The 25,443-nt window shown below is 71.0% G+C and carries 23 protein-coding genes and 2 pseudogenes; 11 read left to right on the top strand and 14 right to left on the bottom strand.

What is annotated here, in order from left to right; translation table 11 throughout:
• Positions 1–146 precede the first annotated feature (146 nt).
• From OG959_RS35125 to OG959_RS35115, 3 genes are all read left to right on the top strand, one after another.
• Positions 147–2,021, top strand: coding sequence for a transketolase (locus OG959_RS35125; RefSeq protein ID WP_326665012.1), 1,875 nt, complete (start codon positions 147–149; stop codon positions 2,019–2,021).
• Between the two features lie 65 nt (positions 2,022–2,086).
• On the top strand, positions 2,087–2,461 hold the full coding sequence (locus OG959_RS35120; protein ID WP_326665010.1) for a VOC family protein: 375 nt from the start codon (positions 2,087–2,089) through the stop codon (positions 2,459–2,461).
• Positions 2,462–2,582: 121 nt separating this feature from the next.
• A complete protein-coding gene (locus OG959_RS35115) occupies positions 2,583–4,091 on the top strand; it encodes a DUF4246 domain-containing protein (RefSeq protein WP_326665009.1) in 1,509 nt (502 codons plus the stop codon).
• On the opposite strand, the gene OG959_RS35110 is transcribed toward OG959_RS35115, so the two are convergent.
• The 6 genes from OG959_RS35110 to OG959_RS35085 all read right to left on the bottom strand — a co-directional run bounded on the left by OG959_RS35110 (position 4,058) and on the right by OG959_RS35085 (position 11,277).
• On the bottom strand, positions 4,058–5,176 hold the full coding sequence (locus tag OG959_RS35110) for a peptidase C39 family protein (protein WP_326665007.1): 1,119 nt from the start codon (positions 5,174–5,176) through the stop codon (positions 4,058–4,060). The genes OG959_RS35115 and OG959_RS35110 overlap by 34 nt on opposite strands.
• A 92-nt stretch (positions 5,177–5,268) precedes the next feature.
• Positions 5,269–7,371, bottom strand: coding sequence for an iron ABC transporter permease (locus OG959_RS35105; protein WP_326665005.1), 2,103 nt, complete (start codon positions 7,369–7,371; stop codon positions 5,269–5,271).
• A 4-nt stretch (positions 7,372–7,375) separates the two neighbouring features.
• The gene (locus tag OG959_RS35100; RefSeq protein WP_326665003.1) at positions 7,376–8,446 is read right to left on the bottom strand and encodes an iron-siderophore ABC transporter substrate-binding protein; all 1,071 of its coding nucleotides are present in this window, start codon (positions 8,444–8,446) and stop codon (positions 7,376–7,378) included.
• 218 nt (positions 8,447–8,664) lie between these two features.
• Positions 8,665–9,528 carry an ABC transporter ATP-binding protein gene (locus tag OG959_RS35095; protein ID WP_326665001.1) on the bottom strand — a complete coding sequence of 288 codons (864 nt, stop codon included), beginning with the start codon at positions 9,526–9,528 and terminating at the stop codon, positions 8,665–8,667.
• Positions 9,529–9,733: 205 nt separating this feature from the next.
• Entirely contained in the window at positions 9,734–10,579 is an 846-nt protein-coding gene (locus OG959_RS35090) for a helix-turn-helix domain-containing protein (protein ID WP_326664999.1), read from the bottom strand.
• 92 nt (positions 10,580–10,671) lie between these two features.
• Complete coding sequence (locus OG959_RS35085) at positions 10,672–11,277, bottom strand: class I SAM-dependent methyltransferase (protein WP_326664998.1); 606 nt, start codon at positions 11,275–11,277, stop codon at positions 10,672–10,674.
• Positions 11,278–11,484: 207 nt separating this feature from the next.
• Here OG959_RS35085 and OG959_RS35080 point away from each other — a divergent pair.
• Together OG959_RS35080 and OG959_RS35075 are read left to right on the top strand one after the other, a co-directional pair.
• A pseudogene (locus OG959_RS35080) lies at positions 11,485–11,835 on the top strand (discoidin domain-containing protein); the annotation flags it as partial.
• A 111-nt stretch (positions 11,836–11,946) separates the two neighbouring features.
• Positions 11,947–12,387 (top strand): hypothetical protein, encoded by a 441-nt coding sequence (locus OG959_RS35075; protein WP_326664996.1) that lies wholly within the window; start codon positions 11,947–11,949, stop codon positions 12,385–12,387.
• Positions 12,388–12,447: 60 nt separating this feature from the next.
• On the opposite strand, the gene OG959_RS35070 is transcribed toward OG959_RS35075, so the two are convergent.
• Complete coding sequence (locus tag OG959_RS35070) at positions 12,448–15,468, bottom strand: ATP-binding protein (RefSeq protein WP_326664994.1); 3,021 nt, start codon at positions 15,466–15,468, stop codon at positions 12,448–12,450.
• A gap of 11 nt (positions 15,469–15,479) precedes the next feature.
• Positions 15,480–16,031 (bottom strand): hypothetical protein, encoded by a 552-nt coding sequence (locus OG959_RS35065; protein WP_326664992.1) that lies wholly within the window; start codon positions 16,029–16,031, stop codon positions 15,480–15,482.
• Positions 16,032–16,326: 295 nt separating this feature from the next.
• Between OG959_RS35065 and OG959_RS35060 the strand changes: the two genes are divergently transcribed.
• Positions 16,327–17,031, top strand: coding sequence for a hypothetical protein (locus tag OG959_RS35060; protein ID WP_326664991.1), 705 nt, complete (start codon positions 16,327–16,329; stop codon positions 17,029–17,031).
• 4 nt (positions 17,032–17,035) lie between these two features.
• On the opposite strand, the pseudogene OG959_RS35055 reads toward OG959_RS35060, so the two are convergent.
• A pseudogene (locus OG959_RS35055) lies at positions 17,036–18,077 on the bottom strand (zinc-binding dehydrogenase).
• Between the two features lie 74 nt (positions 18,078–18,151).
• Here OG959_RS35055 and OG959_RS35050 point away from each other — a divergent pair.
• Both OG959_RS35050 and recA read left to right on the top strand, forming a co-directional pair.
• A complete protein-coding gene (locus tag OG959_RS35050; RefSeq protein ID WP_326664990.1) occupies positions 18,152–18,727 on the top strand; it encodes a TetR/AcrR family transcriptional regulator in 576 nt (191 codons plus the stop codon).
• A 218-nt stretch (positions 18,728–18,945) separates the two neighbouring features.
• The gene (recA, locus tag OG959_RS35045; RefSeq protein ID WP_326664988.1) at positions 18,946–20,022 is read left to right on the top strand and encodes a recombinase RecA; all 1,077 of its coding nucleotides are present in this window, start codon (positions 18,946–18,948) and stop codon (positions 20,020–20,022) included.
• A gap of 68 nt (positions 20,023–20,090) precedes the next feature.
• On the opposite strand, the gene OG959_RS35040 is transcribed toward recA, so the two are convergent.
• Positions 20,091–20,531, bottom strand: a complete 441-nt coding sequence (locus OG959_RS35040; RefSeq protein WP_326664986.1) for an ATP-binding protein — start codon at positions 20,529–20,531, stop codon at positions 20,091–20,093.
• A 169-nt stretch (positions 20,532–20,700) separates the two neighbouring features.
• Between OG959_RS35040 and OG959_RS35035 the strand changes: the two genes are divergently transcribed.
• Positions 20,701–20,874, top strand: a complete 174-nt coding sequence (locus tag OG959_RS35035) for a hypothetical protein (protein ID WP_326664984.1) — start codon at positions 20,701–20,703, stop codon at positions 20,872–20,874.
• Positions 20,875–20,986: 112 nt separating this feature from the next.
• On the opposite strand, the gene OG959_RS35030 is transcribed toward OG959_RS35035, so the two are convergent.
• Together OG959_RS35030 and OG959_RS38795 are read right to left on the bottom strand one after the other, a co-directional pair.
• Entirely contained in the window at positions 20,987–21,967 is a 981-nt protein-coding gene (locus OG959_RS35030; protein WP_326664982.1) for an ArsR/SmtB family transcription factor, read from the bottom strand.
• A 133-nt stretch (positions 21,968–22,100) separates the two neighbouring features.
• On the bottom strand, positions 22,101–22,253 hold the full coding sequence (locus OG959_RS38795; RefSeq protein WP_442805693.1) for a hypothetical protein: 153 nt from the start codon (positions 22,251–22,253) through the stop codon (positions 22,101–22,103).
• A 92-nt stretch (positions 22,254–22,345) separates the two neighbouring features.
• Between OG959_RS38795 and OG959_RS35025 the strand changes: the two genes are divergently transcribed.
• Complete coding sequence (locus OG959_RS35025) at positions 22,346–23,323, top strand: MFS transporter (protein WP_442805774.1); 978 nt, start codon at positions 22,346–22,348, stop codon at positions 23,321–23,323.
• A 374-nt stretch (positions 23,324–23,697) separates the two neighbouring features.
• Positions 23,698–24,132 (top strand): VOC family protein, encoded by a 435-nt coding sequence (locus OG959_RS35020; RefSeq protein ID WP_326664980.1) that lies wholly within the window; start codon positions 23,698–23,700, stop codon positions 24,130–24,132.
• 233 nt (positions 24,133–24,365) lie between these two features.
• Here the strand turns inward: OG959_RS35020 and OG959_RS35015 are convergent, their stop codons facing one another.
• Entirely contained in the window at positions 24,366–24,959 is a 594-nt protein-coding gene (locus OG959_RS35015) for a nitroreductase family protein (RefSeq protein ID WP_326664978.1), read from the bottom strand.
• Entirely contained in the window at positions 24,947–25,438 is a 492-nt protein-coding gene (locus OG959_RS35010; RefSeq protein WP_326664976.1) for a VOC family protein, read from the bottom strand. The genes OG959_RS35015 and OG959_RS35010 overlap by 13 nt, the downstream gene beginning before the upstream one ends.
• Positions 25,439–25,443 lie beyond the last annotated feature (5 nt).

Raw genomic sequence — 25,443 nt, 5'->3', positions numbered from 1 at the left:
TGCGGGGCGGCACGACGGCCGGCGCGGCCCCGTCCTTCGGCCCAGGCCCGAACGAGGTCAAGCGGCCCCGCGGGCGTGATGGACCGCACCAATCCGGGGAACCCTTTCTCGCGTCGCATCGCGGCCCCCGACGAAAGGACCCGGCCATGACCGCCCGACCGACCACGCTCGATTCCCGCACCGATCTGCTCCAGATCTTCGAGCTCGCCCAGCAGCTCCGTGTGGACTCGGTTCGCTCCAGCACGTCCGCAGGATCCGGGCACCCCACCTCCAGCCTCTCGGCGGCGGATCTGATGGCCGTGCTGCTCAGCCGCCATCTCCACTACGACTGGTCCGCGCCGGACAACCCCGCCGGCGACCACCTCATCTTCTCCAAGGGGCATGCTTCACCTCTCCTGTACGCCATGTTCAAGGCAGCCGGAGTCATCAGTGACGAGGAGCTGATGACCACGTACCGCAGGTTCGGCCACCGCCTCCAGGGCCACCCCACCCCGGTTCTGCCCTGGGTCGACGTGGCCACCGGCTCCCTGGGCCAGGGCATCGCCTACGGCGTCGGCGTCGCGCTGGCGGGCCGCGACCTGGAGAAGCAGCCCTACCGGGTGTGGGTGCTCTGCGGGGACAGCGAGATGAGCGAGGGTTCCGTCTGGGAGGCACTCGACAAGGCGGGCCGGCACCAGCTGGCCAACTTCACCGTGATCGTCGACGTCAACAGGCTCGGTCAGAGCGGGCCCACCGAGCTCCAGTGGGACACGGCCGCGTACGCGCGTCGTGCCGAGGCGTTCGGCTGCCGAGCCCTCGTGGTCGACGGCCACGACCTCGAAGAGGTCGACCGGGCCCTGACCACCGCCGCCGATGGGCAGGCACCCACCGTCGTCGTCGCCAGGACCGTGAAGGGCCGGGGCGTCAGCGAGGTCGCCGACCAGGAGAACTGGCACGGCAAACCGCTGCCCGAGGATCTGGCCGAGCGCGCCGTGGCAGAACTCGGCGGCGTACGCGACCTGCGGGTGCGTGGCCCCCGGCCACCCGAGGCCACCGCCGTCGCGTCCCCCTCGGCGGGCCCGGTGGAGCTGCCTCGCTACGACGTCGGGGACGAGGTCGCCACCCGGGTCGCCTTCGGCAAGGCGCTGGCCGCTCTGGGCGCCCGCCCGGAAGTGGTCGCCCTGGACGCCGAGGTCGGCAACTCGACGCACGCCGAGGACTTCCAGAAGGCCCATCCGGAGCGGTACTTCCAGGTCTACATCGCCGAACAGCAGATGATCGCCACCGCTGTCGGTATGGCCGTCCGCGGCTACCGCCCCTACGCCACCACCTTCGCCGCCTTCCTCACCCGGGCGCACGACTTCATCCGGATGGCCGCCGTCTCCGGGATCACCATGGCCCTGTGCGGAACGCACAGCGGCGTGGAGATCGGTGCCGACGGCCCCTCCCAGATGGGCGTCGAGGACCTGGCGATGATGCGCGCGATCCTCGGGTCCACCGTCCTGTATCCGTCCGACGCGACCTCGGCAGCCGCCCTGACGGCCGCCATGGCGGACATCGAAGGCATCTCGTACCTGCGCACCACGCGAGGCGCCTACCCGGTGCTGTACGCCGGGGACGAGACCTTCGCGCCGGGAGGATCGAAGACGCTGCGCGGGGGCGGTGACGACGACCGGGTCACCCTGATCGGTGCCGGTGTCACCCTGCACGAGTGTCTGGCCGCCGCCGACGCGCTCGCTGCCGACGGGATCCGGGCCCGCGTCATCGACCTGTACTCGGTCAAGCCCCTCGACGCCGACGCCCTGGCCCGCGCCGCCTCGGACACCGGCGCTCTGGTCGTCGCCGAGGACCACCATCCCGAAGGCGGCATCGGTGAAGCGGTCCTCTCGGCCCTGGCCGCGTCCGGCAGTCACCCCGCCTTCGCCCACCTTGCCGTCGCGAGCCTGCCGGGTTCGGGCACCCCCGGCGAACTCCTCGATGCGGCCGGCATCTCCCGCTCCCACATCGCCGACTCCGCCCGCGCCCTGATCGAGCGTCGCTGAAGCAGCCGTCGGGTGCTCCCGGGAAGCGGATGCGTGCGGCCACGTCCCAGGGGCACAGTGGGGGTATGACGACGTCGCTCGGTGCCATGGTCCTCGGCACTCCCGATCCACCCGTGCTGGCCGATTTCTACCGTGCCCTGCTGGGATGGCAGGAGGTGGAACGGGAGCCCGGGTGGGTCCGGCTGAGGGCGCCTGAACAGGAGCGCCCCGGACTCAGCTTCCAGAGGGAGGCCGACCACACACCACCGGTCTGGCCGCCACGTCCGGGGACCCAGCAGATGCAAGCGCATCTGGACCTCCAGGTCGACGACCTGGAGACGGAGACCGCGCGAGCCTGCGCGCTGGGCGCGACGGTGGAGGACCATCAGCCCCAGGAAGACGTGCGGGTCATGCGCGACCCTCACGGTCACCTCTTCTGTCTCTTCCTTCCCGGCGCCTGAAGCCCGCACCCTCCGCGTCCGGCACCCACGTGGCTGCGCGACGGCAGGGACGACTGCTGCGCTGTCAGTCGGCTGAAGTATCGTTCCCGCCACCACACGCCGACTCGGAGGACCAAGAGAATTGACCCGCCTGTCCGCCTTCCCGCTGCCCTTTCGCACGTCCCGTTCCCTGTCGTTCGCGACACCCCGGACACTGCGGGAACTCCAGATGATGCAGTGCAGCTCACACCTTCGGGCGAAGCCGCGATGGTTCGACAAGATGAACGATGCCGGCATCGTCGCCAAGTGGACGCGGGAAGCGGTCGCCCAGGGGCTCACCGAAGCGCAGGTCGCCTATGTGCTGGCCGAACTCGTGCACTACGCGGCCCTGCGGGACGGAACGACCGGCATCGAGGTGTCCGCCGTCGACGGGGTGTGGCAGTCGGACACACTGGTCGACGACGAGCTCGGATCCCGGCTGCGCGAGGCGGTTCGGGTTCTGGAAGAGGTCCCCGAAGCCGAACGGGACTGGCATCCAGGATCCGACGGCCAGGTCCTGGATCTGGTTCATCCCTCACTGTTCTGTCTGGTGAGAGAGGTGAGCGGCGCGCCCGGGCGGGCATGGTCCAACCCGACGGATCGCTATGCCGCGTACGAGTTCTCGGACGCGTTCCAGTGGCTGCCCACGGACGTCGACGTCAGTGCGGACGGCGACGTCGCGTTCCGTTCGTACGTCAACAACGTTCATCCCGAGGCTCATCACGAACTCGCTTCCGTCCTGCCGGACTTGTTCGCGCGCGTCCGCCCTCTGTTCGAGAGGGTGCTCACCGACCTGCGTCATCCGCGGCCCCTGCGGATCGAGGCCGATCCCTATGGGTGGTACGACTCGGAGCCGGAGTATCCGGACCAGTCCTCCTACAGTGACGACGCGGCCTACGAAGAGGCCCTCGGCGCATGGGAGGAGGCCCAGGAGGACTGGTGGGAGAACCGCCGCCCGGTCGTTCCGGACGCCCCGGCCTTCGTCGCGCCGGAGGTGCCCGACGACTCCGCCCGGGTCGACCTGCGCGGCCGCCGTCTCCAGGTCATCGTCAAGCTCGCCACGCTTCACCTCACCCCGGACAAGCCCGAGTACCCCGGTGGTTCCTGGCATGTCGAGGGGATGCTGAACGAGCGGATCGTGTCGACCGGCATCTACTACTGGGACAGCGAGAACATCACCGAAAGCCGGCTGAGCTTCCGGGCGGCACTCGATGACCCGCGGTACGAGCAGAACGACGACAACGGCCTGCGGGAGGTCTACGGCCTGGAGGACGAGGACGCGCTGAACCAGGCGCTGGGGTCGGCAGCGACACCGGCGGGCCGCTGTCTGGCGTTCCCGAACATCCTGCAACACCGCGTCGGATCGTTCCGCCTCACGGACCCGACCCGCGCGGGACATCGCAAGATTCTCGCGTTCTTCCTCGTCGACCCGTCGGAAAAGATCGTCTCGACATCCGATGTGCCACCGCAACAACCGTGGTCCGCCACCTCGACCATGACACTTGAACAGGCCAAGGGCTTTCGCGAACAGCTCATGCGGGAGCGCAAGTTCTTCGTCGACGAGCACAACGAGCAGCTCTACGAACGAGAGTTCTCCCTCTGCGAGCACTGAACCCCACCGTGCCGCTCCGGGCTGCCGATGGTCACGGCGCCCCGGAAGCGGTCCGGCGAAAGGGTCGACATCGTGTCGAGCGACGCGTCGGGGACCGGCAGGAGGTGGGCGTCGACCCAGGTGTCCCCCGTCGCCGCGTTGGCCCACGGATCCTCGATCACGACGGCGCCGGGGACGACGCCGTGGCAGAGCACCCAGTGCGGCACGTCGAACCCCTGCATGTCGGCGAGCGAGAGCAGGAGCAGCACGTGCTCCCGTCGGCCGATCGCGTCCCGGATCGCGGTCATGGAGAGGTGGCCCGGGTCGATCGGCACACCGGTCCGCGCGGCGTCCGTACGCGACGCGCGCTGGAGCAGGGCACGCCATTCCTGTTCCTTCTCCGGGTGATGGCCGATCAGGACGGGCCGTTCCGTGTCGAGGTGGACCTGTACGGGGGTCGACGGCCATGCCCGGCGCACGGCGACACCCAGTCCGACCGGTTCGCAGGCGAGGAAGTTGTTCGCGTCGCGCCACAACGTCAGTTCCGCCTGCCGGTCGAGGGCCTCCCGCGGCAGCGTTCCCGCGTGCGCCTGCGCGACGAGGGCGGTGACGGCGCCGCACGTGAAGTGCGTGGTCTGCCCGTAGTACGGGGGTTCGGCGACAACACCGTCGCTCAGCCAGCGGACATAGCCGGAAACGGGTCCGTCCGCGCCCTCCGACTGCGCGAGCGGAGGGCTCAGGGGGGCGAAGCCGGCGGCGGCGGCGTCGTCGGGGTCTGCCGTCCAGCCTTCCCACTTGACCTGCGCGAGATGTCGGTGACGTGCGTGGGCGACCACTGCCGCGACGGCTGCCCGCACATCGCCGACGGCATCGACGATCTTCAGATAGGCCGTGTTCGGGCGTGCCGTCACGAGCGCAGCAGCGGTCCACTCCTCACCGTCGTCGCTCGGAACGGCGACGATGTGCGGGGCGTGAGCCGAGCGGTCGGCCGTCTGCCAGCGCTCCGGCACCCGGTGGTTCCCGAGCCGCCTCGACAAGGCCGGCGACTCGTCGGCCACGAACGGGACGACGACGCTCTTCACGGACGTTTCCTGCGGGGACGGCATTGCGGTGCTCCTGGCGGGACGGCGGGGAAGGGGTGGAAGAGGATGGGGCGTTCACCGGCGGGTGTACGGCTGGGCGGACCCGTCGGCCGGTGTCACGCGCGGGACTGCCGGAGCACCCAGACGAAGTACGGGGCACCGACCAGGGCGATCATGAGGCCCGCCGGTACCTGGGACGGGGCGACGACGGTGCGGCCGAGGGCGTCGGCCACACAGACCAGCAGTCCGCCGAGCAGCATCGCGACCGGGATCGACCGCCCGTGCCGGGCGCCCACCAGTGACCGGGCGAGGTGCGGAGCGACCAGCCCCACGAAGCCGACGACGCCGACGGCGGCCACGCTGAGTGCCGCGAGCACCGCGGCGATCGCCAGCGCCGCGAAGCGCACACGCACCGGCCTGATGCCGACGATGCGCGGGGTGTCCTCGTCGACGGCGAGCAGGTCCAGCCGGTTGCGCATGGCGAGCAGCACGGGGAGTGCGAGCGCCAGGGCCACCGCGACGGGTACGACGTCGGGGAACGTGCGCCCGTAGGTCGTGCCGGAGAGCCAGGTGAAGATCCGGGGCGTGTTCCACGGGTCGGCGCGCAGCAGGAGGAAGGTGGTGACGGAGCTGAGGCCGTACCCGCAGCCGATGCCGATCAGCACGAACCGGTCGGGCAGGAAGCCGCCGCGCCAGGACAGCAGGGCGATCAGCCCGAACGTGGCGAGCCCCGTCACGACGGCCGCCACGATGAGCAGCGGACGCCCACCGGACAGCCCCGAAGTGACGATGACCACGGCGCCCAGCCCGGCGCCCGCCGTGATGCCCAGCACACCCGGTTCCGCCAGCGGATTGCGTACCGCGCCCTGTACGACGCAGCCGGCCAGTCCGAGTGCCGCACCGGCGAGGATCGCGGCGACCACGCGCGGGACCCGGTCGTCGAGCGCCTGCCCGATCAGGTCGGGGGCGGTGCCCTGGATCCAGAGCGCGATGTCTCCCGTCCGCAGCCAGAGGCTTCCGGCCAGGACCGCTACGCCGGCTGCCACGACCAGGAGGACGACCGCGGCGGCCAGGACGAGGAGGTACGCGCGGCGCGACCGTGCGGCGACCCGTGCGTGCGGTGGCTGCCGGAGCTGTCCCGTGTCACGGAGACGCAGTGCGAGGACCACGATCACGACGGAACCGAGCAGTGCGGTCGGCACGCCGGTGGGGATGGAGGCGGCCCCGTCCGCGCCCTGCACCGCACGCAGCGTGGCGTCCGCGAGCAGGATGAGCAGCGCGCCGAGCAGTCCGGCCGCGGGCACCAGGAACAGGTGGCGGCGCAGCGCCCGGACCCGTCCCGCGATCAGCCGGGCGAACACAGGGGCCCCGAGGCCGACGAAGGCGATCGGGCCCGCGAGGGTCACTGCCGTGCCGGTCAGGACCACCGCGCAGATCACGGCGATCACGCGGGTCGCCCGGATCGGCACACCGAGGGTGGACGCGGCGTCGTCGCCGAGGTTCATCACGTCGAGCCGCCGGGAGAGTGCCAGGGCGACACACAGCACCACGACCACGATCGGGAGGGCGCGCACGGACGCGTCGATGTTCATCTGGGCGAGCGAACCGCTCCCCCAGGCGAACAGACCGGTGGTGTTCTCCTTGAACAGGATGAGGACCATCGCGGTCGCCGAGTCCAGGGCCATGGCTATCGCCGACCCGGCGAGGATGAGGCGGGTACCCGAGGTGCCCGCTGCCCGGCCCGCGAGGAGCAGCACGAGTGCCGCGGCGGCCAGACCACCGGCGAAGGCGACGGCGCCCGACGCCCAGAGGGGGACGGTGAGTCCGAAGGCGGCGACGAGCGAGAGCGTGAAGTAGGACCCGGCGGTGACCGCGAGGGTGTCCGGGGAGGCGAGCGTGTTGTGGGTGACGGACTGCAGCAGCGTGCCGGCCGATCCGAGGGCGACGCCCACCGCCACGCCCGCGAGCAGGCGCGGCAGGCGCGAGCCGACGAGGATCTCACCGATCGGCGCTCCGCCGGTGTTCTCCCGTTCCCCGGTGAAGTACCTCACCAGGTCGCCGACGCCGACCCCTGACGTTCCCTGCGTCAGGTGCCACATGCCCACCAGGACGGTCAGGACGAACAGGGCTGCCAGGACGGCCGCCCCGGTGGGACCGCCGCCGCGCTCGGCGCGCGGCAGCGCTTCCCTCCGGGACACCGTTGTCTGTGAGGTGCTCACTTGCTCACTTCTTGTCGAGTACGTCGACGTAGGCGTCGATCGCCTGCTCGCAGGAGAGCGGGCCGCCCGCGCCCCACACGCCCGACGGGAACGCGTGCGCGCGGCCTTCCTTCACGGCCGGGATGGTCTTCCAGAGCGGGTTCTTGGCCAGCGCGGCGACGTACCCGCCGGCCCCTTCGTCGTTGGCGTAGAAGAAGTTGGCGTCGCCCACCGCGGTGAGTCCCTCGACGTCGGTCTGCGCGAGACCGTAGGAGGGGTCGACGCCTCCGTCGCCGTGGGCCTTGTTGACGTCGTCGGTCCACACGGGGTTCATGCCGAGCTCTTCACCGATCTGGGTGAACAGGGCGCCCTTGCCGTAGGGACGGACGGTGAGGTTGCCGCCCTCCAGCCATCCGTCGAAGAAGAGGAAGTCGTTCGTCGGCAGATCGGCGTCGGTGACCTGCTTCTTCGCCGTCGCGAGGTGGGCGTCGAACTCATCCAGCACCTGGTCGGCGCGCTCGGTGCGCCCCGTCGCCTTGCCGATCATGCTGAACACGTTCTTCATGTTCCCGATCGGGTCCTTCGGGTCCGCCCCCAGCGTGGCCATCACGGGGACACCTCGCTTCTCCAGCTTCACGAGGGTCTCGTCGTCGGCCTTGAACGCCTCCACGACGATGAGGTCGGGCTTCGCCGCGTAGAGGGTGTCGAGGTCGGGCTCCTCACGGGTGCCGATGTCGGTCACTCCGCCGGGCAGCTTCTCCGCGCTGACCCAGGTGCTGTATCCCTTGGCGTCGGAGACCGCGGTGGGGGTGACGCACAGGGTCAGCGCGTCCTCGACCTGCTGCCACTCCAGAACGGCGATCCGCTTGGCGGGCTTGTCCAGCTTCACCTGCCGGCCGACGCCGTCCGTGAAGGAGACCGGCTTCGTCGAGGTGGCCGTGGTGTCGTCGGCGCAGCTCGCCGACGCGGGCGCCGCGTCGGCGCTGCTGCCGGCGGCGGCGTCGGTCTTGTCGACGGCCGTCGTGCCGCAAGCCGTTGCGGCGAGGACGATGAGCCCCGCGGAGGCTGACGCCGCGAGGCGATGGGCACGGTTCATGAACGTTCCTCTTTCTTACGATGAGTCGCGGCGGCGGATGATGCGCCGCCGCGTCCGAGGGGGCGGCGTGTGTCCGGCCGCCTCGGGCGGGGATTTCGGGCAGGTCGGGGCCGGGCCGGTTCACCCGGGACGGTGCCCGGCCGCTCCGGACGCGATGGGCCCGGGGGTTCGGACGGGGACGGGCCCGGTGTTCTCGGGCAGGGACGGGCCCGGTGGTTTCAGACGGGATGGCGTCCGATCGGGTCGATACGGAGACGGCCCGTGCGGGGGTCGGTGCCGACCTCGACACGGATGTCGTAGACCTCGCCGATGTTCTGCGCGGTGAGGACATCGGCGGGTGCTCCCACCGCGTGCACATGGCCGGAGCGCATCAGGACCAACGTGTCCGCGACGCGTGACGCGTGGTCGAGGTCGTGCAGCACGATGCCGACGGCGATGCCGTGCCTCTCGACGAGATCGCGCACCAGGTCGAGGGTCTCGATCTGGTAGCGCAGGTCCAGGTGGTTGGTCGGTTCGTCGAGCAGCACGACGCCGGTGTCCTGGGCCAGGCACGCCGCGAGCCAGACTCGCTGCATCTCACCGCCGGAGAGTTCTCCGACCGGCCGGTCGGCCATGTCCCGTACGCCGGTGACGCCCATGGCCCGGTCGACGGCGCTCCGGTCCTCGGCCGTCAGTCCGGCGAAGCCTCGCCGGTACGGGTGGCGTCCGAAGGCCACGACTTCCGTGACCGTCAGTCCTTGGGGCGCGGGCCTCGACTGGGAGAACAGCGTGACCTCGCGGGCGAACTGGCGGGCGCTGAGCAGTGAGGCGTCGCGCTCGTCCGCTCCGCCGGGAGCGCCGAGCGTCATCCGGCCGCCGTCCACCCGGTGCAGACGTGAGAGCGCGCGGAGCACGGTGGACTTCCCGCTGCCGTTGGGCCCCACCAGAGCGGTCGCACGGCCTGGTTCCAGGGCGATCGAGACGCCGTGGACGACCGGCTTTCCGCCGTAGCTCAGCACCAGGCCGTGCCCGTTGAGCGCGGCCACCGGGGCGTCGGGGCCGGCCGCGGGAGCCGCGGCTTGCCGGAAGGGGCTTGTGAACATCGATGCGTCCGGAGTTTCGAAGGGGCGAGGACTGCGGCACCCCCCGTCCGGTCTTCACGAGCCGGACAGCGAACTCTTCCGCGTACGGGCAGCACCGTTCGCGGCAAGCAACAACTAAGGGTTACCTAACTCCGAGAAGGTTATATTCCGCTTGCCGTGTCGACAACCAGGTGTTCTGGACACGCGATACGGGATTCCGGACATTTCACGAGGAGATAGCGGTCGCCGTATCGAAGAAGGCGCCCGGCGTCGTACCCATGACCCGGCGGAAAGCGACGATGAAGGAGCTGGGCTGCGCGTAGCCCAGCGTCTCGGAAACCGTCATCACATCGAAACCCTCGGAGAGGAGCATCAGGGCCCGATGGACCCGCAGCATCTGCCGCCACTGGGCGAAGGAGAGACCTGTCGCCTGGCGGAACGCGCGGGTGATCGTGCGTTCGCTGGCCCCCAGCAGCCGGGCCCACTCCTCCAGTGAGCGGCCGTCGGCAGGATCGCCCAGCAGGGCTTCGGCTATCGCGTCGATCCGGGGATCACCCGGCAGCTGCAGGGCGAACTGGCGCGCCGACGGCTGGATCACGTCGAACACCACCGACTCGGCCCGCGCCCTGGCCGGTGCGTCGAGATCCGTGCGGGACAGGTGGGCAAGCAGCGACTCGAGCAACGGCGTCATCTCGATCGCCTTCGGCTCCTCGAACGCGAACGGCGTGCGGTCGGGGGCGAAGAGGGCATCGTGAAACTCCGCACCCGCCGTCGCCCGGCCACCGTGAACCACTCCCGCGGGCATCCACAGCCCGTTGCCCTCGAACACGGTGAAGATGCGGTCCCCCACGTGGGACGTCAGCGTTCCCCCGCGTACCCAGACGAGCTCGTGCAGCGGATGCGCGTGCGGCTCCCACTCCGTGGGAACGCGCGGAATCCGGAACCCGGCGCTGATGGCGAAGGGGCCCGCTCCCTGATCCGGACGCTCCGGGGCCGGCGCCCTGCGCACCACGGTGCCCGCCTCGCGCCGCCACATCCCGGGCATCGCTTCACCACAGGACGATCGGACCATGCGGCCGAGTCTATCCCCGGCCTGTGGTCCCTCCCCGGCCCGCGGCCCCTGCCCGCCCGGCGGGCACGGCCGTCAGGACGTCGCGTACGCCCTCACCGGCGGTGGACACTGACGGCATAACCGCCGCCTGCGTAGGGGGCGGCATCCCAGGTGGCGAACCGGTCGACGAGGGTGAGGCCGGCCGCGGCGCACCAGTCGTCGTAGTCCGACAGCGTGAGGCTGGGCAGCACCGGCAGGTGGGCTTCGTCCAGGCCGAAGCCTGCGACCAGCAGGCCGCCCGGACGCAGTGCCGCGGACAGGCGCTCCACCACCACGCTCTCGGTGCCGGGGGCGAGCAACGGGAAGATGTTGCCCGCAGCGACGACAAGGTCGAAGCCCCCGGCGATGCCCAGCGCGTCCGGCTCGAACCCGGCCAGGTCGGCCTCGAACCAGGGCAGTCCGGGCGCCTGTTCACGCGCCACGGCCAGCATCGACGCGTCAAGATCCACCCCGACGCAGTCGTACCCGAGTTCCGCGAGCCGGATCATGACACGTCCGGTACCGCACCCGGCGTCCAGCACCCGCGCTCCGACGGGCACGAGGGCGGCACAGAACCGCGCCTCACCGTGCACGTTCTTGCCACTACGGGCCAGGGCCGCGAACCGTGCGGCGTAGTCCTCTCCGGACGCTCTCCCGGCCATGTCCGACCAACGACTCATGGGGCCAACTATAAGGAGCCCGCCCGACCGCGCGAAGCAGAGGCCTGACCCACAGCGCCGAAGGAGCGGCGGGGCCCGACGAGGAGGTCTTCCGGGAAGCCAACCCCGCGTGAGCATGGACCGGGAACCGCGTACCTCCCCGACACGGTCGTCAAGCCCGAACCGACACCCGGAGACCTCGCCTTCGACCGGGCGGCAACGGCCTCCTCGTCGGAGACACCGAGCCTGGTGCCGTCGAACGCGGTGGACGGCACCCCCAGCACGCGCTGGGCGAGCCAGTACACCGACGGTCAGTGGCTCAGCGTCGACCTCGGCAGCCGTCAGCCGTTCTCGAAGGTCAACCTCGACTGGGAGTCCGCCTACGGCAAGGACTACGACATCCAGGTCTCCGACGACGGAACGACGTGGCGGACCGTGGCTCAGCGCCGCGGCCTGGCCGCGGCCGGTCCCGACACGCTGGCCTTCCCTGCCACCACGGCTCGCCATGTCCGCATGCAGGGCATCACCCGCGCCACCGGCTACGGCTACTCCCTCTACTCCTTCGAGGTCCTGGCCTGAGTCGCACGGCCGGCCCTCGCTCTCTCGGCGCGCTCGGCGCGGCCACCCCCCGCACAGCGGGCTACGGGGCCGGATGCACGGAGTGGCGGCCGGGCAGGCTACTTTGCTCGGATGAGTCTCCTTGATGATGTGGCCGAGCGCGACGGCTGGCGATGCTGGGTGTGTGACGAACCGGTCGACCCCGACGAGTCGGTGAACGACCCGCGGGGGCCCAGCGTCGACAGCCGGACCGCCGACCGGAAGGCCAAGGTCGCCGAGCGGCTCGCGCACCGCGGATGCAACACCCGCAAGGGCGCGGTCAAGGTGACCATCGCCTGGCCGGACCACGTGTACGTGGTCGAACCCGCGCCGCTGATCACCGTGGCCGGGAGGCTGGAGCGCAAGGGGGGCCGCGAGATGGTGGGCCGTTGTCCGACCAGGCGGGACGCCCAGGAGGCGGCGGACTGGCTGGTGGACCGGTTCTCCCGGCTGGTGCCGGGGCTGCCCGTGACGGCCGACATCGAGCCGGGCGGCGGCCAGTTCCTCGTCATCCTGGCCACCGGCCGCCGCTGACCACATGGCGGCACGCCTACCCCGTGCTGGAGGCGTGCGGCCCACGGACTCCTCCTGGTGTCAGGAACGGGCCATGAGGGCGGCGAGAGCAGCGCGGGTGGCGACGCCTGTCTTGCGGAACACCCGCGAGAGGTGGGTCTCGACGGTACGCGGACTGAGGTAGAGCCTGGTGGCGATCGCCTGGTTGGTGAGCCCCTCGGTCACCAGTGCGGCGACCTCCCGTTCGCGTGCCGTCAAGGAGGCCAGCCACGGCGGGGCGGTGGAGGACGTGCGGGGTTCGGACGGCCGCGTCATCTCCGCCAGGCCGGCCAGCAGGCCCGCGCCTCCTCCGGTGGCCAGCCGGTGGCCCTGCTCCCACATGGCCGCACCGCGCGCTCCGAACCCGGCAGCCGTCATCGCCGGGGCCGCGAGCAGCAGCGACCGCGCCTCCCAGAACGCCGCACCGGATCGTGCGCACAGCGCCGCTGCCTCGGAGAGCAGCTTCGCCGCCCCGGCGGGGTCTCCCCCGTGCAGTGCGAGCTGTGCCGCACTCCGCATCGCGGAGGCGCGCTGCACGGGCAGGCCGAGCCGCTCCGCTTCGTCGCGGGCCCGCTCGGCCCATCCGGACGCCGAGTCGACGTCGCCGGTGGAGAGGGCCGCCGTGACGAGAAGTTCCGACAGGAGAGGGCGCATCGAGGGTTGGAGGCCGCGCAGGTCGTCGCCGCCGGCCCGGAGGAGGGCGTCCCGGGCGCGGTGCGGATCGCCGCCGGTGAGCGCGGCGTAGCCGAGCATGCACCACGCCATGGAGGCCCGCCAGTTGTCGCTCGGCCCCATGGTCGCTACGGCCTCCTCGGCGGCCGCCAGTGCCTCCGGGTCGCCGGGGGCGGACGCCGCGATGCGCACCTGGGCCTTGTTGGCCAGGACGAAGGCAAGGAGCTCGCTGCTGCCGATGGCGCGGGCGACGTCCTCGGCCTCGTCGGCGAGTTCGCAGGCCGACGGCAGCCGGCAGGTCTGGATGCGTACGTGTGCCTTGCACAGCAGCAGGAGCGGCAGGAGGTAGACCTGCCCGCTGCGCCGGGCGATCCCGAGACCCCGGTCGGCATGGCGCTCGGCATCGGCGAAACGGCCGAGGAACGCCTCCGCCCAGCCCAGTCTGCCCAGCGGTTCGCACAGCGCCGTGAGGTCGTCGTCGGGCAGACCGTCGAGCAACCCGGCGGCCTGCGCGGCGTACGCGCTCGCCGCGGCCACACCGCCCTCGTAGGCCTCTCCGAACGCCGCGACCGCCAGTGCCCCCGCCTCGCCGAGTTCGTTGCCGAGGGCCCGGGCATCCGCGAGGGTCCGTGCGACCTCGCCCCGCATCTGCGGATAGGAGACGTTGTGCGGTGCGGACGAGCTCAGTTCGAGACCGATCGACACCCGGTCGGACGGCGACGGTTCCGGTTGCCTGCTCAGCTCGCGGCGCAGGAGCGCGATCGCCTCGGGATATCGTCCGAGGTGCCGCTCCGTCAGGGCGCACAGCACGACCGCCGACGTCCTGACGCCGGTCTCGTCGGGACCGGCCGTGCTGATCACCTGGTGCAACAGGTCGCGGCTCTCCCGCAGCCCACCGGCGACACCGAGTGCGCGTGCGCGCCGCAGCATCAGATCGCGCCGCTCGGCGCCGCGTTCGACCGTGTCGGGCAGCAGCCGTAGTGCGGCCCCGAGCCAGTGTGCGCAGCTCGTCGGAGCCGTCGCCGCGGTCTGCTCGGCCGCCTCCCTCAGTACGGCGTACGCCTGCGGGTCCCACGTGGTCACCGACCGTTCGATGTGCCGGGCCTGTTCGACGGCCGGCGCGCCGGTGCGGGACAGCTCGACGGCGGCGGCACGATGGATCTCGACGCGCCGACGGGCGGCGGTGGACTCGTGGACCAGGGTCCGGATCAACGGGTGGCGCAGCACCATTCGGCCGCCCGGCCCCGGCCGCACGAGGTCGCGTCGCGCCAGACTGTCCAGATCGTCGTCGAGCTCGGCATCAGTACGTCCGGTCGCCCTGCGGATCACCCGGGGCACGGCGTGATCGCCGAGCACGGCGATCGCCTCCAGGGTCCGGTGTTGCGACGGGGTCAGCGGGGCCAGTTCGTTCAGCAGCAGCGCCCCGAGTCCGGTGGGCTGTTCGCCGAGGCTGTTCCCGGCGGAGGCCGGGGAGGAGGACGTACGGCGACGCGCGGCGTCCTCGCGGTGCGCGTGCAGGAGGGAGAGGAAGTAGAGGGGATTGCCCTCTCCTTCGGCGTACAGCCGCGCGGCCCGGTCGCGCGGCAGATCAGGGGCGAGCCCTGCGATGCATTCCTCTTCCGCGAGCGGCGCCAGACCGATCCGGAGCACCGCGTCGGTGTCCGCTTCGCGGGTGAGCGACGCGGTGAGTGCGGTCGGAGTCTGCCGGTCGCGGCGGGCGACGACGAGGACGACCGGGCCGGGTACGGGATGCCGGACGAGATGGTCCAGGAGCTCCAGTGACGCCGGGTCCGCCCAGTGCACGTCGTCCAGAGCCACCACCAGGCCGCCGGCCCCGCCGAGCTGTGCCAACAACGCTGCCACCGACCGGTGGAGACCGAACCGGTCGGCGGCGGGCCGCACCGGCCCCGGGGACGGCTCGGTACCACGGCCGCCACGGAAACGGGAGACCGCGTCCAGCAGGCCCGCTGTGTGCGGCGGGCGGTCGGCCAGATCGGCGAACGCGTCGGCGAACGGATGGAAGGGGAGGTGCCGCTCGTACTCGGCCGCCCGGCCGCGCAGTACGGTCACCCCGCGTCGTCGTGCCCGCCGGCAGAGCTCCGCCATCAACCGGCTCTTGCCGATCCCCGCCGCGCCGGTGATGTCGACGAAGGGCGGGGCCCCGTGCCCCAGCCGGTCGATCACCGAGTCGAGCAGCCCCAGTTCGGCCGTGCGGCCGACGAGGGGACTCCCGCTTCCGTGACGCCTGGCAGCATCATCCGATGCTCCCCCGCGCGCGCTCTCTCCACCGAACTCCACGGCATTGTCTACCACGTTGAGCGCAGGACTGTTCGGGAGTCGTCGTACAGATGCCGCCTCCAGTACCTCCGCCGAAGGGGCGGGGCCCCGCATCACCCTCCTCCTCAGCCGGACAGGGCCAGGGCGATCGAGACGAGGACGCCCACCAGGACCCCGAGGACGACCGCGGCGATCTCGGCGACGATGAAGACGAGGACGTAGTCACCGTGGTGGCTCCACCTGGCATCCCGCGCGCAGGCGCGGAACGACAGTGACAGGGCGAGAAACGGGGCGAGGATGGCGCCGGTGACCGTGACCCACGTACCCAGCGCGTAGCCCGACAGCTCGTGGGCTCTGCCTCGCGCCATCCGCACCTCAACGGTGCTGCCGGGCTCGTGCGGCCCGGCGGCCTTGTCCAGCGTGACCTGACGCCGGGGCTCCCCCGCCGCACGCGGCCTGTACGTGCCTCGGCAGTTGGTGCCGCCCTGATTTCCCTGCGCGTCGGTGGCCTCGTAGCAGGAGCTGATCGTCAGGACGCCGTCCACGGGGCCGAACCCCAGGACGGCCGCCAGGTGGGCCGCCGGGAAGAGCCAGATCAACCACCCCGCGGCAGCGAGACTGACCACCGCTCCGGTCAGGCCCACTCTCCGCTGCCAGGTCCCCGCCGCTCGCGCCACACCGCATGCCCTCCTCGAAGGCGGCCGTCACACGGGCCGCCCGTGCTGGGTCCGGCTCCCCGACCGACACGACCCTCCCACCCGTCACGGTGCCGCGAGTCCGTGGTTTCCCTGACGTGCCCTACGTAATTCGGGACGTGTGCGGCCGGCCGCCGTTTACGTAGCGAAGTACGTGGTTCCACCGACGCCACCGGCGAGCGGCCCCTGCGAGCATCGGCCCTCGTGCCGCAGCGCGGCCCCGCGCCCGTCGCTGTCGGCATGCGGATGATTCGCCCATCGAACAAGAGGTGCTCTCGTGTCCCGCCGCGTCCCCGTTTCGCCCCTGCTCGGAGTGGTTCTGGCGCTGTCCCTCGCCGGCTGCGGATCCACTGCGGACAAGGACCAGGACGTCCCGGGCCCGACGTCCGCGGGCAGTGCGCCGAAGGGTCGCGCGGCCGATGGGAGCGCTTCCGGGGACTGCCCCGACAAGCACGCGGTGACCGTGCAGGACGACAAGTTCGGGGGGACGGCGGACATCGATCTGTGTGCGAGGCCCGAAGTGCACCGCACCGCTGTCCGCGCGGCCTGGGTCAGCGTCTACAGCCACCCCACCGTGAGCCCGCCCCTCAACATCATGCCGGTCTCCTGCACGGGCGAGTCCGAGGAGAGCTGCAAGGTGGTCAAGGTCGGTGATCGCGACCTGTGCAACCAGGCCAAGCCCGACTGCCACCCGCGGCGCGGCGAAGAGGTGCCCGTGCTCTGTTCCTCCGTGGACCAGCTGAACTCCGACAGGCTGTACTACGGCGTACTCCTCGACAGCAAGCGCCTGCTGGCCATGGGGACGGACCACGACCGTAGTTACACCAAGGTCTTCACCGACAAGGGAGACATCGCCGTGGGCTATGTGGACGCCCAGGACTTGGAGAAGGTGCAGGGCGAACTGCCCGCCTGCGACGGCACTCTGCTCCACGGTTCGGGAGCGCGCACGCTCGGGCAGATACAGGGTCTTCCCCTCGACTGATCACTCAGGGACGCATGACGATCTTCCCCACATGCCCCCTGCGGGACAGTTCCTCCTGCGCCTGAGCGGCCTGGTCCAGCGGGAAGGCCGCGGCGATGACGGGCTGAACCTCCGCCCGCCGGGCCAGGTCCATGAGAAGGTCGAAGTGTGCCGGCGTGTGCATCGCGGAGCCGATGACCTGGGCGTTGTGCAGGTAGAGCCGGCGCACGTCAAAGGTCACGCCGTATCCACCCAGTGCGCCGGCGATGACCCACCGGCCCCCTTCGCGCAGCAGCGGAAGCCCCTCGCTCACCGGCCACGACGTCGAGTGCCACGTCGATTCCCTCCGGGGCGACGGCTCGGATCTGCTCGGCGATGTCCCCTGCGCGGTCGACGACTTCGTGCGCGCCCGCTTCGCGCACCGCGTCGATCTTCGGCCCGCTGCTGATGGCGATCACCCTCGCGCCGCGCGCGCGGGCGATCTGGACCAGCGCGAGGCCGACACCGCCGGACGCTCCCGAGACCAGGGCGGTCTCTCCCTGCCGCAGCCGGCCTCGCTCGATCATGCCCAGCGCTGTGCCGTAGGCGGTCGGCAAAGCCGCGAGCTGGTCGTCCGTGAGCGGGGATTCCGTCACGTCGTGCACGCGCTTCGCCGGCGCCGTCACGTACTCGGCGTATCCGCCGTCTCGCTCGCTCCCCATCAGGCCCACCGGGTTGGCGTCCGGCCCCTCGGTGTCGTAGATCGCGGGGTCGACGACCACGCGGCGTCCGACGAGGCCCCCCTGCACTCCGGCCCCGACGGCCACGACCCGCCCGGCCACATCGGCGCCCTGGATGCGCGGGAAGCCGATCGGGCCCCGCCAGCCCGACAGCGCCTTCGGGTCGTCCGGACGGCCGTAGGCGCCCTGCCGGGTCCACAGGTCGGTGTTGTTCAGCGCTACCGCACTGACCTGGACCAGCACCTCCCCTGCTCCAAGCGCGGGGACGGCGACCGTCGCCGGCTCAAGGACCTCCGGTCCTCCGTGCCTGATGATGCGCACCGCTCGCATGGAATCGGACACACTCATCGCTTGAACCTCCAGACAGGTATACTGATCTGTGAACCTCTCCCACCGTACACCGATCAGTGAAGGAATCCGTGATGCAGGAAGAGCGGCCCCTGACGCCGGCCGGCCGGCGCATCATGACGGCCGCCGACGAGTTGTTCTACAACCGCGGCATCACGGCGGTCGGCGTGGATCTGATCGCTGAGCACTCAGGCGTAACCAAGCGGACCCTGTACAACCAGTTCGGCTCGAAGGACCACCTCGTGGCGACCTATCTCACGGAACGCGACCAGCGCTGGCGGTCGCTCGTCCAGGCCTCCGTGGACGCCGCCGACACTCCCACCGAGGCCGTCACCGCACCGTTCGAGGCCCTGCGGACCTGGACCGGGACCCACTCCCGCGGATGTGCCTTCATCAACGCACTGGCCGAACTCCCGGACCCCACGCATCCCGCCCACCGCATCGCCGCGAACCAGAAGCTCTGGCTGCTGGACCTGTTCAGGGAACTCGCCGTCGCGGCGGGCTGCCCACACCCGGCCACCCTCGCCACCCAACTCCTCGTGCTGCACGAGGGCGCTGTCGCCACGCAGCCCCTCTCGCTCGACACCCTTCCCGAGAGCACCGCGCTGGCACGAGTCCTGGTCCGATCCGGCACATCACCCCACCCGTAGCCGCTCGCCCGACAAGACGCCGCCGCCCACCGAGGCCGGGCACTTCCGGCGCGGTCCGGCGCGCACCCCGTCCCGCTTCCTTCTGTTTGGTACCTTTCACTGGACACGAAAATCGATCGGATGTTCGCTTTCTGGATCTCCGACACGTCCGTTGTCGGCAGCAGACGCCCGCGTTCTCCGACGTGTGGCGCGGCCACTAATCGGACCGGGTGAAGCTCATGGCAGGAACCGACCAGGAGAAGGCGCTGGACACCGCGCTCGCACAGATCGAGCGGAAGTTCGGCAAGGGCGCGGTGATGCGCCTCGGTGAGCGGCCGAACGAGCCCATCGAGGTGATTCCCACCGGGTCCACCGCGCTGGACGTGGCGCTCGGCGTCGGCGGTCTGCCGCGCGGCCGCGTGGTGGAGGTGTACGGGCCGGAGTCCTCCGGCAAGACGACGCTGACGCTGCACGCCGTGGCGAACGCGCAGAAGGCCGGCGGCCAGGTGGCCTTCATCGACGCGGAGCACGCGCTCGACCCGGAGTACGCCAAGAAACTCGGCGTCGACACCGACAACCTCATCCTGTCCCAGCCTGACAACGGTGAGCAGGCCCTCGAGATCGTGGACATCCTGATCCGCTCCGGCGCGCTCGACCTGATCGTCATCGACTCCGTCGCGGCGCTCGTGCCGCGCGCGGAGATCGAGGGCTCGATGGGCGACTCCCACATGGGTCTGCAGGCCCGTCTGATGAGCCAGGCGCTGCGGAAGATCACCAGCGCGCTCAACCAGTCCAAGACCACAGCGATCTTCATCAACCAGCTCCGCGAGAAGATCGGTGTGATGTTCGGCTCGCCGGAGACCACGACCGGTGGCCGGGCGCTGAAGTTCTACGCCTCGGTGCGTCTGGACATCCGGCGTATCGAGACGCTCAAGGACGGTACCGACGCGGTCGGTAACCGCACCCGCGTCAAGGTCGTCAAGAACAAGGTCGCGCCGCCGTTCAAGCAGGCCGAGTTCGACATCCTCTACGGCCAGGGCATCAGCCGTGAGGGCGGACTGATCGACATGGGCGTGGAACACGGCTTCGTCCGCAAGGCCGGCGCCTGGTACACGTACCAGGGCGACCAGCTCGGCCAGGGCAAGGAGAACGCCCGCAACTTCCTCAAGGACAACCCCGACCTCGCCGACGAGATCGAGAAGAAGATCCTCGAAAAGCTCGGAATCGGAGTACCTGCGAACCCCGCTGTCGCCGAGAACACAGTCGGCGTCCCCGTCCTGGATGCCGCCCGGACCTCGGCGGGGAACGCCGCCTGACAGCGTGGGTGCGGCACAGGCTCCTGAGATCGCGACGTGATTCCCTCCGGTCCGCTTTCACCCGGAGCTCAGCCGAAGCCCCCACCGTGCCGAGGCTTCGACGCACCCGGTGGTGCGAAGCACGCGGTGACGGTCTTGCCCGACGCCTGCGGATGCGTGGTCCAGCCGTCGGCGAGCGCGTCGACGATGGCCAGTCCGCGCCCCCCGGTCGTCGTGAGGTCTTCGGACTGCTGGGCAGGGGGAACGGGGTCGGAATCGTGGACACTCACGTGCAGGCAGTGGCTGTCCCAGGTGAGCACCAACTGGGCGTCGCTGTGCGCGTGCACGTGCGCGTTGGTGATCAGCTCGGAGACACTGAGCAGTATCGCGTCCACCGTCTCGGGCGCGTTCTCGGTCCACTTCAGGGACAGCAGGTGCTCCCGCGTCCACCGACGGCCGGCCCGCACCCCTTGCGACACCGGAAACGATTGCGCCCATCCCACCGCTCGCAGCGACATGTCCTCGGCCATGGCCCCTCCTTTCCTTCTCCGCTCTCCGTCCCTCTCCTACCCCCGGCTCCGCAGCACACCCCGGAACCCGGCGCACGGCACGGCCGGTGTCCCGAAGCCGGAGCGGAAGCAGAGTCTGCCCTCGGAATATCAGGGCACACGCAGTGCACACCTTCGAGAGGAGCACCCCATGCTCGGCATAGCCGCAGCCGTCCTGTTCGTCATCGCCTTCCTGATCAACGCAGCAGACATCACCACCAACGATGTCCTCTCCTCCGTGAACCTCATGCTCCTGGGCCTGACGCTTCTCGCCCTGCACGTCGCGGGGGTCGGATCCGGCCGCCGCACCTCCCGCAGACGCTGACGGTGCCGCCGGGGGTCCGGCGCGGGAGACCGTTCAGCAGGGAGAGGCCTCGTTGAACGGGCCGGCGTACTGAGCCGTGAGGTGACGCCGGAAGCACTGCGGACCTGAGCCCTCAGCCCGGACCGGCGACCAGTGCGTCGCCGAGCGGGGTACGCCGGTAGAGCACCGACCGTCCGGACCGGGCGCGGACGAGCAGCCCCGCGCCTCGCAGGATGGCGAGGTGGTCGCCCACCGCGCCGGGCGCCATGGCAAGGCCTCGGGCGAGGTGGCTGGTACTGGCCGGGGCATCCAGCGCCAACAACAGCCGGGCCCGGGCCCGGCCGACCAGAGCGGTCAGGGCGTCCGGCTGGGGGGCGGCCTCCTGGTCGCCCCCCAGGACGGCGGTGCCGCGGGCCGCATAGACCAAGGTCCTGGGCCAGGGCTCTTCCAGGTGGGCGGCGACATTCCCGACGAAGACCGAAGGGATCAGCAGGAGCCCGTCGCCGGCGAGGCGGACTGTTCCGATCTGGGGAAAGTGGCCGATCTCGATACCGCCGGCCTGCCAGGCGATGCTCGGGTGCAGGCTCTCGATGGTCGTGACCCATCCGTGTTCGCCGATCACACCCACCCGGTGCACGACGTCGCGCTCACAGATCGCGCGCAGTTGCGGCCAGTCCGGGGCGAGCAGTTCCTGCCACGCCCGGTCCATCGCCCCGGCGATCCTGGAGACGGCGTCCGTCGAGTCAAGCACTGCGCGTACGCGGGGGTCACGGGCGGACGGGCCGGTCGCGTTGGTGGCGATTTCGTGGCGGGCCGCTTCCAGCGGTGTGGCCCGGATCATGGCCAGGTCGTCCGCCCAGCTCTGGTTGAGGCCGCGCGGGGGCGGGGCGACGAAGTCCGGTCCTGATCGCGGGGTGTGCAGGGCGAGGACGGCGTTCAGTTCGCTCTCGCGACGAAGCCGTTCAAAGGCCGGCAGAAGCCGGGTGGCCCAGGCTCGCGGCAGCGGCCTGTCCTGGCCGGCGAGTGAGCGCAGCACGAAGCAGAGGTCCATCGCGGGCGACAGTGCGAAGCGGCTGCGCAGCAGGTCCTCGACGGAGACTTCGAAGCGCAGCACCCTGCGAGGCTACCGCGAGGCGTCCGTTCCGATTCGTCGAGCGACGAATCATTGGTGAGTGGCGCGGGCGCGCGGCGAGGCTGGGCGTCATGACCCCGACCGTCGAACCCGCGCAGGGCAACCGCCGTGCCACCTACCGGGAGGTGCTGGCCGAGCCACGGTTCCGGCTGCTCTTCTCGACCCGCACCGTCGCGATCACTGCGGACGCGCTGCGGATCACCACGTTCTCGGTGCTGGTCTTCTCGGCCACCGGCTCCGCGCCGCTGAGCGCCCTGGCCTTCGGCATCGGCTTTCTCCCCCAGTTGTTCGCCCCGCGCGCTCATCGCCGGCGGCTACGCCCTGGAGTGCGCCGCCGCCCTGCTGCTCGCCCTGGTGCGGATGCCGATCGCGGCAGGCCTCGGTGTCGTGGCGCTGGTCGCCCTCGCCACACCGGTGTTCAGCGGCGCGTCGAGTCGGCTGGTCGCGCAGTCGCTGGAGGGCGACGCCTATGTACTGGGCCGTTCGCTGAACAACATCGCCGCTTCCGGCGCGCAGTTGTTCGGTCTGGCGCTGGGAGGTGCGGCTGTCGCGGTACTCGGCCCACACCGGGCGCTCGCGGTGAGCGCCGCCCTCTACCTCGGCTGCGCGCTCGCTGTCCACATCCGGCTGCCCCGGCTGCAGACGGGAGATCCCGGCGGTGCCCGGGGCGATGGCGGGGCCGTCCGGGCAAGCCTGCACGGTGCCGGCCTGCTGCTGCGCCAACACACCGTACGGCGACTGATGCTGGCCCAGTGGCTGCCGCCCGCCTTCGTAGCGGGCGCGGAAGGCCTGATCGTCGCCTACGCGGGAGAACGCCACTTCGAGCCCGGCAGTTACGCGGTGCTGATGGGCTGTCTTCCGGTCGGCATGCTGGCCGGTGACCTGCTGGTGGGCCGACTCCTGCGGCCACCCACCCGGGAGCGGCTGGTGGTCCCGTTGACTGCGCTGACGGGACTGCCTCTGGTCGGCTTCGCTGCCGAGCCCGGAGTGGGCGTCTCGTCCTGTCTGCTGCTGCTCTGCGGCTGCGGATTCGCCTACGGGCTCGGCCTGCAACGACCGTTCCTGGACGCCGTGCCACAGGATGGCCAGGGCCAGGCCTTCGGTCTGCTCGGCTCCGGCAACATGACGCTGCAGGGCGTCGGGCCGGCCTGCTTCGGCTCGGTGGCCGCAGGCATCGGAGCGGGCGGCGCAATGGCCCTGGCCGGCGGCGCGGCGGCGCTCGCCGCCGGCTGGATCCTCACCTGGCACCGGCCCACCTGCCCGGTCCCCGGCCCGGACTGCTCAACAGGATCAGCGAACGGCACCGAACAGCATGCGTGCGGTTCTCCTGAGCGGTAGCCGTCGCACTTCGGGCGGGCCCCGCACCGTCACACACCCACCCCCGCTCCCCCGCACGCCGTCCCACGAAGCTGCGGTTCAGCCGCGCGCCCGAATGCCGCGAGAAGCTCCACGTCATGCACCGGGGTCCCGTGCCTCCAACCGGGTGATCTCTGAACCACCGACCGCTCACACCGGAAAGGCACCCGGGACACGTGCGGGGCACCTCCGGTGACGACACTTCCTTCGCAGGTCAAACCCCTATGGCGGCATGAGATACATAAGGAGGTGTACCGCTGGAGGCCCCGCCGTCCAGCGATTCCGGGGGTATCGGCAGCGGCGGCCGCCCCTCTGCCCCAGCCGCGCACGTCCCAGAGACGCAGTACGGTCCCGCCATGGCACCCAAGATCAGCCTTACTCTCGACTGCAAGGACGCAAAGACCCTCAGCGACTTCTGGAAATCGACTCTGGGATACATCGACGAGCCGCCGCCCGCTCCTTTCAGGACCCGCGAGGAGTGGCACGCGAGTTTCGACCTGTCCGAGGACGACTCGGCGGATGACGGGGCGTGGCTCTGCGATCCCGACGGGGTGGGACCTCGGCTCTCCATCATCAAGGTTCCCGAGTCGAAGACGGCGAAGAACCGATTGCATATGGACGTCCGGGTGCCGGGACACGGCAGCCCCGATGAGCGGTGGGAGAGGATCAGGGCGGAGTCCGAGCGGCTGGTGAAGGCAGGCGGAACCGTTCTGGAGGAGTTCGACGGGCACCATTTCGTGATGGCCGACCCGGAAGGCAACGAGTTCTGCGTGGCTGCGGCTTCGACATGACGAAGGGCAGGGGGTGAACGTCGCGCTCCGCAGAACACGGCGTTCACCGCCGTGGTCGGCGGTGACGAAGACTCCCCTTGTCGAGTCGGTCCACCTCGCATCGCCCCGTGCCGCGCTCGGCCTTCGCCTGCTTCACCCAGCCGCGAAGCCCCTCCGCACGCGCGCCGCGTTCCCGGGCGGCCCCCGTCGTAGGGGCCGGACGACGACGCGGCCGGCCTGCCCTCCCCCGTGTGTCACCTCTCTCCCCGGCTTCCGGCCAGCGCGGAGCCCGGCTCCCGGAGTTCGTCGAAGCGGGTGACGTTCTCCGACATGTCGTCCGGGACCCGCCTGCGCCGCCCGGAGGTGACGTCCGGGGTGCCGATGTCCAGGATGCCGAGGAGACGTTCAGGGCTTCGCAGGCCGAGGAACTCCCCGACCACGGGGCTGGTGGCGAGCCGACCGGTCCGCCATACGCTGCCGTAGTCCCTGGCGTGCAGGAGCAGCATCAGCGAGTGCGCCACGCAGCTGGCGGCCGCCAGTTGTTCCCACTCCGGGACCGGGTGCGTGCGGGGAACGAAGACCAGCGCCGCGGACAGCGGTGCTCGCTGGTACTTGTTCCTCAGCCGTTCCGTCTCCGCCGCGTCGGCGCCCGTCTCCGCCGCGATGGCCAGTCCGAGTTCGGCGCGCTCGTCACCGCGCAGCAGGATCCAGCGCCAGGGCCGGAGCCGGCCGTGGTCGGGGGCGAGGCTCGCTCCCCTGAGCAGGTACGTGAACTCCGCGTCGTCCGGTGCGGGCGCGTGGAGGATGTGCTCACTGCGGCGTGTCAGCACCGCGGTCATGACGTCCATGGGCGAATTCCTTTCTCTGTCCGTACCCGACCCGCCTCGCGCCGGAGCGCTGCCGGGGCCGGGACCCGCTCGTAGTGGACGAGTTCGAGCAGGAGTTCCGCGGGTTCCGGCAGGTACATGAAGGCCACGCTCATGCCGGGCCGGGCCCCGCGGCAGGGTTCGGCGTCGAGCGCGAGGAGCCCTTGGCCGCGCAGCCTGCGCGTCTCGTGGGCGAGGTCGTCCACGACCAGGGCGAGGTGGTAGAGGCCGGGCCCCTGCTCGTCGAGGCGCCCGTCGACCGCGGAGTCGGGGCCGGCCGGGGAGACCAGCTCGATCTCCGTCCCCGAGGGGCATCCCGGCAGGCTCCAGAACTCGCAGGCGACCCGGTAGGCGTCGGCGGTGCCGTGATCGGTCCTGGTCAGGCCGAGCGCGGCGAGTTGCGCGCCGGCCTTCGCGGGATCGGACGTGGCCAGCCCGACGTGGTCGATCCCGAGGATCATGACGG

The sequence above is a fragment of the Streptomyces sp. NBC_00385 genome, from assembly GCF_035917155.1.
Taxonomy (GTDB): Bacteria; Actinomycetota; Actinomycetes; order Streptomycetales; family Streptomycetaceae; genus Streptomyces; species Streptomyces poriferorum.
This window is presented reverse-complemented; position numbering and strand designations above follow the sequence as displayed.

What these genes read in the sequence shown, in the direction of transcription:
- OG959_RS35125 (WP_326665012.1), top strand. Translation starts at nt 147, where the DNA reads ATGACCGCCCGACCGACCACGCTCGATTCCCGCACCGATCTGCTCCAG.
- OG959_RS35120 (WP_326665010.1), top strand. Translation starts at nt 2,087, where the DNA reads ATGACGACGTCGCTCGGTGCCATGGTCCTCGGCACTCCCGATCCACCC.
- OG959_RS35110 (WP_326665007.1), bottom strand. Translation starts at nt 5,176, where the DNA reads ATGCCGTCCCCGCAGGAAACGTCCGTGAAGAGCGTCGTCGTCCCGTTC.
- OG959_RS35100 (WP_326665003.1), bottom strand. Translation starts at nt 8,446, where the DNA reads ATGAACCGTGCCCATCGCCTCGCGGCGTCAGCCTCCGCGGGGCTCATC.
- OG959_RS35095 (WP_326665001.1), bottom strand. Translation starts at nt 9,528, where the DNA reads ATGTTCACAAGCCCCTTCCGGCAAGCCGCGGCTCCCGCGGCCGGCCCC.
- OG959_RS35090 (WP_326664999.1), bottom strand. Translation starts at nt 10,579, where the DNA reads ATGGTCCGATCGTCCTGTGGTGAAGCGATGCCCGGGATGTGGCGGCGC.
- OG959_RS35085 (WP_326664998.1), bottom strand. Translation starts at nt 11,277, where the DNA reads ATGAGTCGTTGGTCGGACATGGCCGGGAGAGCGTCCGGAGAGGACTAC.
- OG959_RS35075 (WP_326664996.1), top strand. Translation starts at nt 11,947, where the DNA reads ATGAGTCTCCTTGATGATGTGGCCGAGCGCGACGGCTGGCGATGCTGG.
- OG959_RS35070 (WP_326664994.1), bottom strand. Translation starts at nt 15,468, where the DNA reads ATGCGGGGCCCCGCCCCTTCGGCGGAGGTACTGGAGGCGGCATCTGTA.
- OG959_RS35050 (WP_326664990.1), top strand. Translation starts at nt 18,152, where the DNA reads ATGCAGGAAGAGCGGCCCCTGACGCCGGCCGGCCGGCGCATCATGACG.
- recA (WP_326664988.1), top strand. Translation starts at nt 18,946, where the DNA reads ATGGCAGGAACCGACCAGGAGAAGGCGCTGGACACCGCGCTCGCACAG.
- OG959_RS35040 (WP_326664986.1), bottom strand. Translation starts at nt 20,531, where the DNA reads ATGGCCGAGGACATGTCGCTGCGAGCGGTGGGATGGGCGCAATCGTTT.
- OG959_RS35035 (WP_326664984.1), top strand. Translation starts at nt 20,701, where the DNA reads ATGCTCGGCATAGCCGCAGCCGTCCTGTTCGTCATCGCCTTCCTGATC.
- OG959_RS38795 (WP_442805693.1), bottom strand. Translation starts at nt 22,253, where the DNA reads ATGCCGAAGGCCAGGGCGCTCAGCGGCGCGGAGCCGGTGGCCGAGAAG.
- OG959_RS35025 (WP_442805774.1), top strand. Translation starts at nt 22,346, where the DNA reads ATGCCGATCGCGGCAGGCCTCGGTGTCGTGGCGCTGGTCGCCCTCGCC.
- OG959_RS35020 (WP_326664980.1), top strand. Translation starts at nt 23,698, where the DNA reads ATGGCACCCAAGATCAGCCTTACTCTCGACTGCAAGGACGCAAAGACC.
- OG959_RS35015 (WP_326664978.1), bottom strand. Translation starts at nt 24,959, where the DNA reads ATGGACGTCATGACCGCGGTGCTGACACGCCGCAGTGAGCACATCCTC.
- OG959_RS35010 (WP_326664976.1), bottom strand. Translation starts at nt 25,438, where the DNA reads ATGATCCTCGGGATCGACCACGTCGGGCTGGCCACGTCCGATCCCGCG.